The organism is Lactobacillus sp. 23-2, from assembly GCF_044902225.1.
Lineage (GTDB): Bacteria > Bacillota > Bacilli > Lactobacillales > Lactobacillaceae > Lactobacillus > Lactobacillus absianus.
Window position 1 is genome coordinate 84,111 of sequence record NZ_JAOQBX010000007.1, and the last position, 16,054, is coordinate 100,164.

A 16,054-nucleotide genomic window follows, 5' to 3' on the forward strand; every position below is an offset into this window, starting at 1 on the left:
TGTCACGCATACGACTCATTTGTGATGCCGAAATTGGATTTAGCCTTTCAAGCGGATTTGCCAAGCAGGTAGCTGACCAAGGGTCACTATCAGCGAAATTATCAATAATGGCAGAGAACGAGCAGCTGTTTCCAACTTTGGAGACGGCTGCTTTTTTTGTCAGTATGGAGGAAAAAACATGAGCAAGTTTAAGAAATTGGCGGCCGCCGGCTTGAGCGTCAGCGCGGCCCTGTTGCTGGCTGCCTGCGGCACGAATGGCGCGGCCCAAAAGACCAGTAGGGACAAGCAGGTCTTGAACCTGTCGGCTACGGCCCCCCTGGACACTATCGACATCAGCAAGGCCACGGGCTATGGACAGACGGGGAATGTCTTTGAAAGCTTCTACCGCTTGGGCAAGAAGGGGACGCCAGCACCTGGCCTGGCAAAGGAAGGCCAAGTCTCCAAGGACGGGAAGACCTGGACCTTCAAAATCCGTCCCAATGCCAAATGGTCCAACGGCGAAAAGATCACGGCGCAGGACTTTGTCTACTCCTGGCACCGGACGATCAATCCCAAGACCGCGTCCCCATATTCCTACCTGTTTTCAGGCATAAAGAACGCGGACGCGATCATTGCGGGCAAAAAGCGTCCGAGTTCGCTGGGCATTTCCGCCAAGGGCCAGGACACGGTCATCGTCAAGCTGGACAAGCCAATCGCCTACTTCAAGGTCCTGATGGCTTACCCGCTCTTTGGGCCGCAAAACGAGGCCTTCATCAAGAAGACTGGCAAGAAGTACGCGACCAGCTCCAAGTACATGCTTTATTCCGGCCCGTTCAAAATGACTGGCTGGAAGGGGACCAATGACAGCTGGTCGTTTGTCAAGAATGGACAGTACTGGGACAAGCAGGCCGTCAAGCTGCAGAAGATCAACTACCAAGTGGTCAAGACGACTAACACCGGCTACCAGCTCTACCAGCAGGGCAAGCTGGACTTGACGCCCCTGTCAAGCGAGCAGGTCAAGCAGCTTAAGACCAGCAAGGACTACAGAACCTACGGTTATTCTTACGTAGCCTTTCTGGCCTACAATTTCAAGGCCAAGAATCCGGTGGTCAAAAAGGCACTCAGCAACAAGAATATCCGCTTGGCCATGTCCCTGGCCCTTGACCGCAAGACTTTGACGACCAAGGTCTTTGGCGATGGCTCAACCGTGCCTAAGGGCTTCGTTTCCTCAGGCCTGGCTTACGATCCGGCAAGCAAGCGGGATTTCGCTGACGAGCAGGAAGTGGCTAATACCGTCGACTACGATGAAAAACTGGCGGAAAAGCACTGGCGGGCCGGCTTGAAGGCGCTGGGCAGCAAGAAGCTGACGATTACCCTGCTTGCTTCAAACGAGTCAACCAACGCCGACGCACTGACCCAGTATATCCAGTCCCAATGGACCAAGGTCTTGAAGGGAATCAGCGTCAAGGTTTCCAGCATCCCCGGCAAAAATGCCTATGCCAAGGCCGGCGATGGCGACTTTGACGTTTACGTTTCCGGCTGGGGCGGGGACTTCAACGACCCGATGACCTTCATGCAGATCATGGAAAGCGGCACTTCCTACAACTACGGCAAGTGGACCAGCGCCAAGTACGACGCCCTGATCAAGCGGGCATTGAACCAAGACGCCAATGACCCGCAAAAACGCTGGAATGATCTGGTGGCTGCGGCCCGCCTGGTCAACAGCGAGCAGGCCATCACGCCGATCTACCAGCAGACCACGGCCTACCTGCAAAAGAGCAAGGTCAAGGGCATCATTCACAACAATGCCGGGACCCAGTGGAGCTACAAGTACGCTTACATCAAGTAAAGCGTTCAAGCAAAAAACAAGCACCGAGGCCGGTGCTTGTTTTTTAGTCTTCGCCGATGATCTTGAAGCCGTAGCCGTGAATATGATTCTTGAGCAGCTGCAGGTACCTTTGTGCCAGGTGGCTCAGGCGGGCATGCTGGTGGCAGGCCACGCCTAAAGTAATCGGGTCGTCCAGGTCCAGGGGGATCGCGACGATCTTGTCGTCGTTCAGCTTGCTGGAGATGATCCCGGAACTGATGGTGTAGCTGTTAAGGCCAACAATGAGGTTGAAGATCGTGGCCCGGTCGCTGACCTTGATTTCTTTCTTGTGGGGGATGCCTGCTGGCAAGATATTTGTGTAAAAGCAAAAGGGCGCAGATCATGCTGTGAGATCTGCGTCCTTTTGTCATATGCCGTTTTTAGTGCCGGACAGCCCGGTGGTCGCTCGTGCCTTTAATCTTGTGAACCCGGCGCTTGAAGTGCTGGTGCTGGTCAGAGACAAACTTGAAATGCCGCATTTTTCCGGCGAAGGGGCGGCCGGACAAACGGATGGAAGTCCAGTCTTTCATCAGGCTGGTCATGTTGTCTAAATCTTTTAGCCGCTCCTGGCTGCCTTCAGCGGCAGCGGCTTGGCGGATGTCGCCTTCAAGGCGGGCGATCAGGTTGTTGTGGTAGGCCATTAGCTCCGGAGTCAGGGGAGCGTGGCGGTACTGGTTGAAGAGCTTTTGAATCAGCTCCATGGCTTCTTGGGCATTTTGCGGCTGCACGTAGCGGTGTTCTGCTGACATTTTTCCTCCAATAATGATCTGCTGACTGAGTTTTGCGTGTTCTATTTTAACACGCTGGTGCCTATTTGCCTTGGCTGGGGCAGGTTAATTACGCTTAAAATTTATTTAAAGGAATCTGCTGTTTTCCGGATTAAGTGAGAAAAATTAAAATGGCAAAATAAGGCTGGATTTTTTCTCATTTTTTTGTAATAATATAGGCAAAAAGTCTGGAAGGAGAACAAAATGAAAGCGTACGTATTCAGCCTGTCTCCCGTTGAGGAACGGTTCTTTCAAGAATGGGAAGACCAGCATGCTGATGATGAAATCAAATATACCACCAGTCCATTGACGGACGACACCGTTGACCTGACCAAGGGCTTTGATGCCGTCTCCGTTCAGCAGATGGAGCAGATTAAAGATGAAAAGATCTATAAGGCCTTGGCAGACAATGGGATCAAGCACTTGGCCATCCGCCAGGTTGGCGTCGACATCGTGGACTTGAAGCTGGCCAAGAAGTATGGCATCGTCGTTTCAAACGTTCCGGCCTATTCACCGCGCGCCATTGCCGAAAACGGCCTGACCGGGGCCATGTACCTGCTGCGCAAATGGGGCTACTACCACCGCAAGATGCGGCGCGGGGACTTTACCCGGCCAGTTGAGCTGATGAGCGATGAAATCTTCAACCAGACGGTCGGGATCGTCGGCCTGGGCCGGATCGGGTCAGCCGCGGCGGAACTCTATCATGCCCTTGGGGCCCGCGTGATTGGCTATGATCCGGTCTATAATGCATCTTTGGAGCCTTTTCTGGACTTCGTTGACCTGGAGACCTTGATCAAGACGGCGGACATCATCCAGCTGCATATTCCGTTGACCAAGGACAACGTGGGGATGTTCAGCGCCAACGAATTCGCGGAAATGAAGGATGACGCGATCATCGTCAATGAATCCCGCGGGGAATTGATTGACACCAAGGCCCTGATCGTGGCCTTGAAGTACCACGAAATTGGCGGGGCGGCTTTGGACGTGCTTGAAGGGGAAAGCAAGATTTTTGGCCGCAAGTTTGAAGACGTGGGCTCACTACCTGAAGACTATACTGAACTGATCAACATGCCGAACGTGGTCATGTCGCCGCACTCAGCCTACTACACCAAGATGGCGGTCAAGAACATGTTCTTCCAAAGCATGACCGACATCCAGCGCACTTTGGACGGCCAGGCGGCTATCTTCCAAGTAAAATAGACAAAATCAAAATACAGGGAAAGAAAAAATAAAGAAATACAGCTTGCAAAATAGAGCGAATAGACGATAAGCGCCAAAAAAGCCGGAGAGAACTGGTCTCCGGCTTTTTTGGACTGTTAAGCTTGCGGCTTCTGCTGGCTGCTCTTGTCCCAGATCTGGGCCGCGGCAGGAATCTTGCCTAAGTCGCCGATCTCGTCCTTGTCCAGGATGATCAGGTTGTTGGGACCGGCCGCCAGGTTGTTGAAGGAGTCCAGGCTCTGATTTCTGAAGTAGCCTTCACCAGCGTGGCTTAAGGCTTCTTCCAGCTTGCTGATCCGGTAGGCGTCAGCATCGGCTTGGGTGCGGATGGCCTCCGCCTTGGCCTTGGCGGTGGCTACCAGGGCATCGTTCTTGGCCTTGGTGGTCAGCTCGATATTGCGGGCTTCCCCTTCAGCGCGGGCGATGGCAGCGGTCTTTTCCCGGTCAGCCGTCAATTGCTTGTCCATGGCCTTTTGAATTTCCGGGCTGGGCAGGAGTTCATCGACGTTGACCCGGACCACGCGGATCCCGTAGATGTCGGTCAAGTCGCCGATGGCATCGGACAATTGAGCGTTGATCTGGCTGGTTGAGCCTAAGGCCTCGTTCAGTTCCATCCGCCCGATGATGTCGCGCAGGTGGCCGCGGATCAGCTGAACCATGGATTCAACGGAATCGGTGTTGTTGTAAAAGTACTTGTAGGAATCGGTGACCAGGTAGTTCAAGGTCAGGCTGGTGGTAATCTCCGCGTTGTCCTTGGTGATGATGGAGTACTTGGAGATTTCCAGCGGCTGCAGGGCCAGGGAAACTTTTCTTAAGCGCTGGATGAAGGGAATGAGCAGGGTAGGTCCGGCTTTTACGGTCCGGCTGTAGCGGCCCAGGGTCTCAATCAGCCCTTCGGAATTCTGCGGTACGATCCTGATGCCCGCGGCCAGCAGGATCAAGACTAAGACGATCAATAAAATCCTTACAATAATCATTGGCAATCCTCCAGATTGTAAATAAAAAATGATGCACTGCTATCCATAATACTTTTTGGATATGGACAATATTATAGCCAAGAAAGAGCTTAAAGAACATCTAAATTTGCTTTTTGCGGCAAAAAGTCTGTTAGACTTGAGGGGGAAAAAGACTTAATCATTTTTGTTTTAGAGTTTTAGAAAAGGACGTATCGATGGCTAATCAAGATCAACAATATTTGGATTTGCTTAGAAAAATCATGGAAGAAGGCCACGACAAGAGCGACCGGACCGGAACGGGGACGCGAAGCCTGTTTGGGGCCCAGATGCGCTTTGACCTGAGCCAGGGCTTTCCGCTTTTGACGACCAAGCGGGTGCCTTTTGGCTTGATCAAGAGCGAGCTGCTCTGGTTCCTGCGCGGGGACACCAACATCCGCTTCCTGCTCCAGCACAAGAACCACATTTGGGATGAGTGGGCCTTCAAGAACTGGGTCACCAGCCCGGAATACCAAGGTCCGGACATGACCGACTTTGGCCTGCGCAGTCAAACGGACCCGGATTTCAAGCGGGTCTACGATGAAGAGATGGGCAAGTTCTGCCAGCGGATATTGGATGACAGCGACTTTGCCCAAAAATACGGCGACCTGGGCGACGTCTATGGGGCCCAGTGGCGTCATTGGGGCAAGCGGGGCGGCGGCTTTATCGACCAGATCGCCAACGTGATCGAGCAGATCAAGACCACGCCGGACTCCCGCCGGATGATCGTCACTGCCTGGAATCCCGAAGACGTGCCAGCCAGCGCTTTGCCGCCTTGCCATGTCTTGTTCCAGTTCTACGTGGCCGATGGCAAGCTCTCCTTGCAGCTCTACCAAAGATCAGGCGACATGTTCCTGGGCGTGCCTTTCAACATTGCCAGCTATTCTTTGCTTTTGTCGCTGGTGGCCAGGGAAACCGGCCTGGAAGTGGGCGAATTCGTGCACACCTTGGGCGATGCCCACATCTACCGCAACCACTTTGACCAAGTCAAGGAGCAGCTGACCCGGCAGCCATATGACGCGCCAACCTTGTGGCTCAACCCGGAAAAGCGGGCGGTGGCTGACTTTGAGATGAAGGACATCAAGGTCCTTGACTATAAGCACCATGGCACCATTAAGGCGCCAGTAGCGGTATAATTGCTTTCTGTATCTAGTCAAAGGAGATTCAAATGATTACTTTTGTCTGGGCGGAAGACGAAAACGGGGCGATCGGGCTGAATGGCCACTTGCCCTGGCATCTGCCCGCTGACCTGCACCACTTTAAAGACAAGACCATGGGTCACCCGATGCTGATGGGGCGCAAGACCTTTGCCTCCTTCCCCAAGCTGTTGCCGGGCCGGGTTCACGTCGTTTTGACCCGGAGCGCGGATTTTGCCCGAGAATACGCGGACAACGACCGCGTGCTCGTCTTGACCAGCCAGGAGGCTATGAACCAGTGGCTGGCGGCGAACGCGGACGTGGAAGTCTGCGCCATCGGCGGGGCCAGCCTGTTTGAAATGCTGGCCAGCCGGGCTGACCGGCTGGAGCGGACGGTGATCAAGGCGGCCTTTGCGGCCGACACCTACATGCCGGCCATTGACTACGGGCAGTTTGACCTGGTGGCTGCTGAAAGCCATGAGCCGGATGCCAAGAACAAGTACCCTTATGTTTTTGAAAGCTATCAGCGCAAGCACTAAAAACGTGCGGTGATGAATGAAGAAAAGCTGCACGGAAAGATGAGAGGGTGAAAAAATGAAAACGAATGTTGAGACGGGCTTGACCCAAGCCGAGGTTGACCAGCGGGTTGCGGCCGGGAAGGTCAACGTCGCGATTGATGATGAATTCAAGACCAACAAGCAGATTATCAGGGAGAACGTCTTTACCTACTTCAACCTGATTTTCCTGGTCTTGACTATCCTGTTGCTGATTGCCGGGGACATCCGGGACCTGACCTTCCTGCCGGTCATTATCTTGAACACGGTGATTGGGATCGTTCAGGAAATCCGGGCCAAGTCGGTCTTAAGCAAGCTGAGCGTCCTGAACCAGGCCGAAGTGGTGGCCATCCGCGGCAAGAAGCGGGTTCGGGTCCCGATTGACCAATTGGTGGCTGATGATCTAGTCTTGCTGAAGACTGGGGACCAGATTCCAGCTGACGCGGTCGTCGTTGACGGGGAAGTCCACGTCAATGAGTCCCTGCTGACGGGGGAAGCCGATGAAATTGCCAAGAGCCCAGGCGACCAGCTATTGTCTGGCTCCTTTATCGTTTCCGGCAAGGTCCTGGCCCAGCTGGTCAAGGTTGGCGCCGACTCCTACATCGCCAAGCTGACGGCCCAGGCCAAAGCGATGGGCGGCGGGGAAGAGTCGGCGATGATTCGCGCAATCAACCGCTTGATCAAGTGGGTCGGGATCATTATCATTCCCCTTGGCGTGGCTCTGTTTGCCCAAGCTTATTTCATGAACCGTCAGGGTTTCGCAGAATCCATCAGTTCCATGGAAGCGGCCATTATCGGGATGATTCCGGAAGGGCTCTACCTGCTGACGACCGTGGCCCTGGCCCTGGCTGCAATGCGCCTGGCCCGCAACCAGGTCATGCTGCACGACATGAAGAGCGTGGAGACTTTGGCCCGGGTCAACGTCCTCTGCGTTGACAAGACGGGGACGATTACGGAACCGAAGATGGCGGTTGAAAAAGCCATCCAGTCCCCCCACTACCAAGGCCGGGACTTAGAGGCTCTGTTGACCGACTATGCCGCCAGCATGCCAGTGGACAACATTACGGCCGAAGCCCTGAGCCAAAAGTATGGCCAAGAGGGCGGCGGCAAAGCCAAGGCAATTATTCCGTTCACTTCCGTGAACAAGTACAGCGGGGCGGTTTTTGACGGCTATACGCTGCTGATGGGGGCACCTGAAATGCTCTTGCAGGGCGAGTTGCCGGAATACCAGGAAGAATTTGCCAAATATCCTGAAGAAGGCTACCGGGTCCTGGCCTTTTGCCGCTATCCACTGGAGATGGCAGATGAAAAAGAAACTCTGACCCAGCCGGTGGAAGTTCTTGGCTACGTGCTTTTGTCCAACCCGATCAGACGCGAGGCCAAGGATACCTTCCAGTACTTCGCCAAGCAGGGCGTGGACATCAAGGTCATTTCCGGGGACAATCCGGTAACCGTCTCCAGAGTCGCGGCCCAGGCTGGCATTGCCGGGGCGGACAAGTATCTTGACGCCCAGACGATCAAAGACGGCGAATATGAAAAAGCCGTTGCTGACTACAATGTCTTTGGCCGGGTCAAGCCGGAACAGAAGAAGAAGTTCGTCAATGCCTTGCAAAAGCAGGGCAAGACGGTGGCCATGACTGGCGACGGGGTCAACGACATCCTGGCCATGAAAGAAGCTGACTGCTCAATTGCCATGGCCTCAGGCAACAGCGCGGCCGTACAGGCCTCGCAGGTCGTCTTGCTGGACTCCAACTTTGCCAAGATGCCGCAGGTCGTCAATGAAGGCCGGCAGGTAGTCAACAACATTGAGCGCTCAGCTGGCCTGTTTTTGGTCAAGAACATCTTCTCTTTATTGATGGCCTTGATGTCCTTGATCTTGACCATTAATTACCCGCTCAAGCCAGCCCAGATCACCCTGATTTCCAGCTTTACCATTGGCCTGCCATCCTTCCTTTTGGCACTTGAGACCAACCATAAGCGCATTCGCGGCAACTTTACGGTCAATATCCTGACCAAGTCCATTCCTGGCGGGATTACCGACTGGCTGGCCGTCAGCATCCTGGTCTTGACCGACAAATTTATCAATATTGGCTCTAAGGAAGTAGGAACCTCGTCAACCATCCTCTTGGTCTTGGTAGGCATGATGGTGCTCTTCTGGATCTCGCGGCCGCTGAACAAGTACCGGCTGCTGGTAATGGCGGTCTCCGCGGTCTGCATCATCTTGTCGATCATCTTCATCCCTGGCTTCTTCAGGCTCTCAGCTCTGTCGAAGCGGGCAGTCTTCACGATCATCGTCCTCTTCTTTGCCGGCATGACCTTGTTCAGGGGCATGTCCCGGATCTGCGACGGGATTAAAGAAGTCTCCAATGTCATCAGCGAAAAGGGCCGTGAGGCCAAGGTCGGCGACATTATCAAGGCTTACCGCAAGGATGCCGGTGAACTATAGGAAAAACAATATTAAAAAAATCCGGACTTTTTTAATATTGTTTCTTGACGACCTTAAAAAATGATGATAGATTATAAACATCAAATGAAATACAAGTTATCTCGAAAAGCAGAGTAGCTGGAGCAAGCTTCTTCACAGAGAGTCGCCGGTTGGTGAAAGGCGACAGAAGCTACCTGGCGAAGATGGGCTTGGAATGATATGGGCCGGTGATATTTAGCCGGCTCCGGGGTTGCTCTCGTTAAACAAGCAAGCTGGTTCCCTGATGAATTGGGGAGACAGTTGGTGAGATTCGCTGTGCAAGCAGTGAATGAACTAAAGGTGGTAACACGAAGCGCTTCGTCCTTTACAGAGGGACGGAGCGCTTTTTTTATTCCCGCTCGGCCAATCGCGATTACTTGTAGAAATCAGTGTTTTTAGAGATAAGAGTTTATTTAATCTGGAAATAAAAGTATGGGAGGATCTTCAAAATGAAGAAAAAGAAGCAAAGAAATATTATTATTGCCGTTGTTGTCGTAGTGGCCTTGGTCTTGATCGGCTGGCTGTCATTCGGCAAGAAGGGGTCAAACGACTCAGCCAAGAGCGAGACCGTAACGGTCGGCGTCGTTGGCGCGACTAAGGCTGAACGGGCCATCTGGAAGAGCGTGGCGCAAACCGCCAAGAAGAAGTACAACGTGACCGTCAAGATCAAGAACTTCTCTGACTACAACCAGCCAAACAGTGCCTTGAAGTCAGGCGACCTGGACCTGAACGCTTTCCAGCACTACAACTTCCTGAACAACTGGAACAAGGCCAATAAGGGCAACCTGGTAGCCATCGGCAAGACCTACATTGCCCCAATCCGTCTTTACTCACTGAAGTACAAGTCACTCAAGGCTCTGCCAAAGGGCGCGACGATTGCCATTCCTAACGATGCAACCAACGAAGCCCGGGCCCTGCTGGTATTGAAGAACGCCGGCCTGATTACCCTGAAAGGGACCAGCGCAACCAAGATTTACTCAGTTGCTGACATCAAGAGCAACCCAAAGAACTTCAAGATCAAGGAAGTTGCAACTGAACAAGCTGCCCGCGTTTTGAAGTCAGTTGACGCCGCCGTTGTCAACAACGACTACGCTAACCCAGCTGGCCTTGGCGACAAGCAAACCATCTACGTTGAGCCAATCAACAAGGACTCATTCCAATGGATCAACATCATCGTTGCCAACAAGAAGGACAAGAATAAGCAGGCTTACAAGGATGTCGTAAAGGCATACCAAACCGCGAAGACCAAGAAGCTGTACAAGAAGTACTACGGCACTAAGCAAGAAGCAGCTTGGGACGCTAAGTTCTAAGCCAACTAAGCAAGCATAATCAACAAAAGGACGGTCATCTATGAGCATTATTCAACTAGACCATGTCAGCGTGACTTTTAAGCGCAAGAAGGAAGAGGACGTTAAAGCCGTGCAGGACGTTACCCTGCACATTGAAAAAGGGGACGTCTACGGGATCGTTGGCTTCTCAGGTGCCGGCAAGTCGACCCTGGTTCGCACCATCAACCTGCTGCAAAAGCCATCTGCCGGCAGCGTCACGGTTGACGGGGTAGAATTCGTAAAAGACGGCAAGCAAGTCATTTCCGAAAAGGACCTGCGTGCTCATAGACGAAAGATTGGCATGATTTTCCAGCAGTTCAACCTGTTGAACGAGACCACGGTCATTGAAAACATTGCCTTCGCCCTCAAGCACTCCGGCTTGAGCGATGAAGACCTGGAAGCCAAATGCCGCAAGCTCTTAAAGCTGGTTGACCTGGAAGACAAGGCGGAGGCATATCCAGCCCAATTGTCTGGTGGCCAGCAGCAGCGGGTGGCCATTGCCCGGGCTTTGGCCAACGATCCGGACATCCTTTTGTCGGACGAAGCCACGAGTGCCCTGGACCCGCAGACCACCATCCAGATCCTGGACCTGCTCAAGAAATTGAACAAGGAACTGGGCCTGACCATCGTCTTGATCACCCACGAAATGGACGCTGTCAAGAAAGTAGCCAACAAGGTTGCCGTCATGGAAAACGGGAAAGTCATCGAAAAGGGCAACCTGCGGGAAGTCTTCCTGCACCCGCAAAAGGAATTGACTCAGAAGTTCGTGGGCGGCTCATTGCAAGTCGTGGACACCTTGAAGGGGCTGGACATTACCCTGCACGAAAACGAGGCCCTCTACCAGCTGGTCTACAACTTGAACAACGTGGAAAAGTCAATCATCATTGAGCTTTACCGGCAGCTGGGCGTTGAAGCCTCCATGCTGTACGGGAACGTGGAGATTCTGGCCGACGAGCCGGTCGGCACGCTGCTGATCACCGCCAAGGGGGATGCCGACCAGCAAAAGGCCACGGTCAAGTTCCTGAACGAGCAAGGGGTTACGGTTACTGAATTGGATGAAAGGGGCAATCGCTTATAATGAACGCATTTGTACATTGGATCGCTGTCAACTTCCCTAACATTTACAACTTAGGCTGGAGCGGGGACACCGGCTGGGGCACCTCCATCATGCAGATCATTTACATGACCTTTTGGCCATCTGTCTTTGGGGGCATCCTGGGGCTTTTCTTCGGGGTCGTCCTGGTCTTGACTGAACCCGGCGGCATTTTGGAAAACAAGTTCTGGTACAACGTATGCGACAAGCTGGTTTCCATCCTGCGGGCCGTCCCATTCATTATTTTGCTGGCCTTCGTGTCACCTTTGACCCGCTTGATCGTCGGGACTGAAATCGGAGATACCGCGGCTTTGGTGCCATTGACCTTGGGGATCTTCCCATTCTATGCCCGCCAGGTCCAAGTTGCTTTGGAAAGCCTGGACCCAGGCAAGGTTGAAGCCGCCAAGAGCTTGGGGGCTTCCAACTGGGACATTATCTTTGACGTCTACTTGAAGGAAACCCGGTCCGAAATCGTCCGCGTATCCACCGTCTCCATCATCAGCTTGATCGGCTTGACCGCCATGGCTGGGGCCGTTGGGGCCGGCGGCTTGGGTACGACGGCTATCCAATACGGCTACCGTGACTTCGCGACCGACGTAACCTTCCTGGCAACGCTGCTGGTTGTCATCATGATCTTCATCGTGCAAGTCGTCGGCGACTTCTTGGCCAAGAAGCTCAACCACCAGCACCGCTAATTATTAAGCAGGCTCTGCAAAAGACTCTCCGCTGGAGAGTCTTTTTTTGCGTTTGGCAAGCACTGATTGCAGCGCTTTCAAGCTTTTGAACTCTAGCGGCAATTATTTGAACATTTTAAAATAACACCTTTTAATTTCAAAAAATACAAAAGTGGCTTATAATGAGAGTGTAAGCAGAAATAATTTTAAGTAGAGGAAAAGACATGGCAAAATACGTATTCAAAACAAGTCCAATTGATTTGGTCAACCCGAGCTATGACGTAGTAATTATTGGCTCCGGCGGCACTGGCTTGTCAGCTGCCTTGCAGGCACATGAACTGGGCGCCAGCGTGGCCGTTTTTGAAAAGAATGAGGCCCTTGGCGGCAACACCAACAAGGCTTCTTCTGGCATGAACGCGGCTGAATCCCTGGTGCAATACGATCATGGGATCATTGACAACAAGGCTGACTTCTACAAGGAAACCTTAAAGGGCGGCGGCTGCCTGAACGATACCGAGATGCTCCATTACTTTGTCGATCATGCTCCTTTGGCGATTGACTGGCTTAAGGAACATGACATTGAGCTTTCCGATTTGACCATCACTGGGGGGATGAGCCAGAAGCGGGCCCACCGTCCGGCTTCCATGGCTCCAGTTGGCGGCTACCTGGTGACGGGCCTGCTCAAGAGCGTTGAAAAGGAAAGAATCTCTGTTTTCAACCAGGCCAAGGTCACCAAACTGCTGCAGGATGAAAACAAACGGGTTACCGGGGTTGAGATTGCTGGCCCTGACGGCCGCAGAACCGTGAAGGCCAAGGCCGTGATCCTGGCGACTGGGGGCTTTGGCGCTTCTAAGGAAATCATCAAGAAATACCGGCCTGACCTGGCTGACTACAAGACGACCAACCAGGCTGGCGCGACTGGTGACGGCCTGCTGCTGGCGGAAGGAGTAGACGCCCAGCTGATCCAGATGCGCTTTATCCAAGTACACCCAACGGCCCAAACCGATGGTCCTAGAACCTTCTTGATCGGCGAAGCAGTCCGCGGGGAAGGCGCTATTTTGGTCAACCAGGCCGGCCAGCGCTTCGTTAACGAACTGGACACCCGGAAGGTCGTTTCAGCGGCCATCACCGGCTTGAATGAGGATGGGGCCTACCTGATCTTTGACCAAGGCATCCGGGACCACGTGAAGGCGGTTGAGTTCTATGATTCAATCGGCTTGGTTGAACATGGCCAAAGCCTGGAAGAACTGGCCGGCAAGATCGGCGTCGACGCTGCTGGCCTGGAAGCCACGGTGGCTGCCTGGAACGGGGCGGTTGAAAAGCATGACGACCAAGCTTTTGGCAGAACCACGGGGATGGACCGCGGCGTGACTGACGCGCCATTCTTCGCCATCCACATTCACCCAGCCATCCACTACACGATGGGCGGGATCCACATCACGCCTGAAACCGAAGTCTTGGACACCAACGGTCACGAAATTCCTGGCCTCTACGCTGCTGGTGAGGTTTCCGGGGGGCTGCACGGCAACAACCGGATTGGCGGGAACTCAATCGCGGAAACGGTCGTTTTTGGCCGGCAAGCCGGCATTCAAGCCGTGAAGTACGTCCGTGGCAACTAGTTTTGTAAGACATTTTCATGAATAGTCTCTGAAAGCACTTCAGTCCGAAGTGCTTTTTCTTTTGCGTTTTTACAAAGAATTACCGTGAATTTAACTAAATCGAAGCGATTTCATAAGATTATTAAAAGACTTTGACACAATGTTTGATTCTTCACAAAGAACTTGCTATGATTAAGACAAGGAGAAAATGTAACCGCTTTTGAAAAATACGGAAGGAACCAGAAAGATGAGTACGAAAGAACGTTTTAAGCAAAATGAACTGAAAAGATCCAACCCGGTCTTCAGCCGCGTGCGCGCGACGATCGAAAGTGCCTTTTACGGCAACAACGTGCATGAGGTGACCAGCGTCGCTGAAGCCTATGAATTGGCAAAGAAGCAGTCAGGCGTGATCGTGACTGACCTGCCAATCCTGCACACTAAGGAATTAGGCTTGCCAATGGGAGCCACCCAGCTGGTCTACAACCACGGCAAGATCTTGGGCCGGACGGCCAGCGCCCGGCACTTTGTCGACGATCCGAAGGAAGACCCGGCAGCCTTGGCAAGCAACCTGTATGAAGATATTTATGCTGGCCATGAGCAGCGGTACTTGAAGGCGACGGTCCTGGTTGGTCTTGATGAATCATTCACGGTTAAGGCGCACGTGATGATGCCGGAAGACCAGGCTTTCAACCTTTTAAGCTACATTTTGAACTTCCAGTTCTTCGATGAGGAAGCAGCCAAGATGTACAAGAACTCAAAGGCGTATGATGAGGGCGATATCTACTTCTACTTTGACCCTAACGTCACTGATCCTGACTACCCAAAGGGCTTTGGCGTCTTTGACGCTCCCCACAACGCGGCCGCGGTCTTTGGCCTGCGCTACTTCGGGGAGTTGAAGAAGGGGACTTTGACCTTGGCCTGGGCCATGGCCCACCGGCACGGCTACGCGGCCTGCCACGGCGGGGAAAAGGCCTTCCACTTCAAGGACAAGAACGACAAGGTCTTTGCTTTTTACGGCTTGTCAGGCTCAGGCAAGTCAACCCTGACCCACGCGACCCATGGCGGCAAGTATGACATCACGGTGCTGCACGATGACGCCTTCATTATTTCAAGAGAAGATGGCTCATCCGTAGCCCTTGAGCCAGCCTACTTTGACAAGACCCACGACTATCCGGCCGGCCACCACGAAACCGAGTACTATACGGTAGTGATGAACTGCGCGGTGACTCAGGATGAAGCCGGGAGAAAGGTCTTGGTGACTGAGGACCTGCGCAACCACAACGGCCGGGTGATCAAGAGCCGCTACACTTCCGCCAACCGGGTAGACGTGGAAAAGGACCCAATCACGGCCTTGTTCTGGATCATGAAGGACAATTCTTTGCCGCCAGTCTTGAAGATTGACGACCCGGTCCTGGCCACGACCATGGGCTTGACTCTGGCCACCAAGCGGACTTCCGCGGAAAACCTGCCAAAGGGCTTTGACATGAACACCTTGGTCATCGAGCCATTTGCTGACCCGTTCAGAGCCTACCCAGTGGCTGGCGACTATGGCGACTTTAAGGAACTATTCACTGAGCGTCACGCGGCCTGCTACGTTTTGAACACGGATGCCTTCATGGGCAAGGACATTCCTAAGGAGCTGACCATGAAGATCCTGGAATACCTGGCTGACGATACTGATGAGTGGAAGCCGTTTGGCGACTTCAAGGGCGTTTCCTACATGCCGCTGGCAGGCTTTGAGGTCAAGCTGGATGATCCAGACTACAAGAAGACCTTGGTGGCGAGAATGCAGGACCGGCTTGACTGGGTCAACGACTACAATGACAAGAATCCGGAAAATCCATTGCCAAATGAGGCAAAGGAAACATTGCAAGGCATCATCAAGGAACTCAGCTGATAAAGCAGCAGAATCCGGCATAGTTTCCAAACGGCCAATCCTACAAACTAAAAGAAAAAATTAAGACAAAGCAACTGAATAAGCAAAAAGAAGCCTGCAGGCGCCGGGCTTCTTTTTTGTTTTTTTACCGTATTTTCTTAATTTTTTTGCTTGAAAAAACAAAAAAGAAAAAAGTTTGGGAAATTTCAAAGAATAAAATCAGTAATTCCCGAACAATCAGCGAGAAGAATAGAAGAGATTAACATTGCAAAGCGATGTTTTATAAAGCCTAAATCAATAGCATATTACAACGCACCCGTGCGTTTATGGCACAAAACGAATGAAAAGGGCAATTTGACATAAAAGCAAAAAGCAGGTAAAGTATTAACTGTTCCCGAAGAAAAGTCGAAGCGCTTTCCTAAGGAAACGAAATCTTAAAAAGATGTTGACAAGGATTCATCATCTTGCTAAGATATAAAACGTTGCGTCGCCGAAAGGCAAGCAACAA

At 52.6% G+C, this 16,054-nt stretch carries 12 protein-coding genes, 1 pseudogene and 1 other annotated feature; of the genes and pseudogenes, 10 read left to right on the forward strand and 3 right to left on the reverse strand.

All coding sequences use genetic code 11. The features are described 5' to 3' along the window. The first annotated feature begins 178 nt into the window (after positions 1-178). Entirely contained in the window at positions 179-1,828 is a 1,650-nt protein-coding gene (locus OCH80_RS04540; protein ID WP_404538249.1) for a peptide ABC transporter substrate-binding protein, read from the forward strand. A gap of 43 nt (positions 1,829-1,871) precedes the next feature. On the opposite strand, the pseudogene OCH80_RS04545 reads toward OCH80_RS04540, so the two are convergent. Then, positions 1,872-2,141, reverse strand: a pseudogene (locus OCH80_RS04545) (LysR family transcriptional regulator); the annotation flags it as partial. A gap of 85 nt (positions 2,142-2,226) precedes the next feature. Next, positions 2,227-2,595, reverse strand: coding sequence for a hypothetical protein (locus tag OCH80_RS04550; protein ID WP_404538251.1), 369 nt, complete (start codon positions 2,593-2,595; stop codon positions 2,227-2,229). Between the two features lie 222 nt (positions 2,596-2,817). Here OCH80_RS04550 and OCH80_RS04555 point away from each other — a divergent pair, with 222 nt between their 5' ends. Continuing rightward, complete coding sequence (locus tag OCH80_RS04555) at positions 2,818-3,813, forward strand: NAD(P)-dependent oxidoreductase (protein ID WP_206987423.1); 996 nt, start codon at positions 2,818-2,820, stop codon at positions 3,811-3,813. 116 nt (positions 3,814-3,929) lie between these two features. On the opposite strand, the gene OCH80_RS04560 is transcribed toward OCH80_RS04555, so the two are convergent. Then, positions 3,930-4,808 carry an SPFH domain-containing protein gene (locus OCH80_RS04560; protein WP_404538255.1) on the reverse strand — a complete coding sequence of 293 codons (879 nt, stop codon included), beginning with the start codon at positions 4,806-4,808 and terminating at the stop codon, positions 3,930-3,932. A 194-nt stretch (positions 4,809-5,002) separates the two neighbouring features. On the opposite strand from OCH80_RS04560, the gene OCH80_RS04565 reads away from it, so the two are divergent. The 8 genes from OCH80_RS04565 to OCH80_RS04600 all read left to right on the forward strand — a co-directional run bounded on the left by OCH80_RS04565 (position 5,003) and on the right by OCH80_RS04600 (position 15,567). Beyond that, positions 5,003-5,959, forward strand: a complete 957-nt coding sequence (locus OCH80_RS04565; protein ID WP_404538258.1) for a thymidylate synthase — start codon at positions 5,003-5,005, stop codon at positions 5,957-5,959. 32 nt (positions 5,960-5,991) lie between these two features. Next, positions 5,992-6,498, forward strand: coding sequence for a dihydrofolate reductase (locus tag OCH80_RS04570; RefSeq protein WP_404538261.1), 507 nt, complete (start codon positions 5,992-5,994; stop codon positions 6,496-6,498). A gap of 55 nt (positions 6,499-6,553) precedes the next feature. Beyond that, entirely contained in the window at positions 6,554-8,959 is a 2,406-nt protein-coding gene (locus tag OCH80_RS04575; RefSeq protein ID WP_404538264.1) for an HAD-IC family P-type ATPase, read from the forward strand. Between the two features lie 92 nt (positions 8,960-9,051). After that, positions 9,052-9,306: a binding site (T-box leader), on the forward strand. 120 nt (positions 9,307-9,426) lie between these two features. Continuing rightward, positions 9,427-10,287: a MetQ/NlpA family ABC transporter substrate-binding protein gene (locus OCH80_RS04580; protein WP_154546936.1), complete on the forward strand. Its 861-nt coding sequence runs from the start codon at positions 9,427-9,429 to the stop codon at positions 10,285-10,287. A gap of 40 nt (positions 10,288-10,327) precedes the next feature. Next, positions 10,328-11,383 carry a methionine ABC transporter ATP-binding protein gene (locus OCH80_RS04585; protein ID WP_404538268.1) on the forward strand — a complete coding sequence of 352 codons (1,056 nt, stop codon included), beginning with the start codon at positions 10,328-10,330 and terminating at the stop codon, positions 11,381-11,383. Then, positions 11,380-12,093 (forward strand): methionine ABC transporter permease, encoded by a 714-nt coding sequence (locus OCH80_RS04590; RefSeq protein WP_404538287.1) that lies wholly within the window; start codon positions 11,380-11,382, stop codon positions 12,091-12,093. The genes OCH80_RS04585 and OCH80_RS04590 overlap by 4 nt, the downstream gene beginning before the upstream one ends. 203 nt (positions 12,094-12,296) lie before the next feature. Next, a complete protein-coding gene (locus tag OCH80_RS04595; protein ID WP_404538272.1) occupies positions 12,297-13,691 on the forward strand; it encodes a flavocytochrome c in 1,395 nt (464 codons plus the stop codon). A 226-nt stretch (positions 13,692-13,917) separates the two neighbouring features. Then, complete coding sequence (locus OCH80_RS04600) at positions 13,918-15,567, forward strand: phosphoenolpyruvate carboxykinase (ATP) (protein ID WP_404538275.1); 1,650 nt, start codon at positions 13,918-13,920, stop codon at positions 15,565-15,567. The last annotated feature ends 487 nt before the right edge of the window (positions 15,568-16,054 follow it).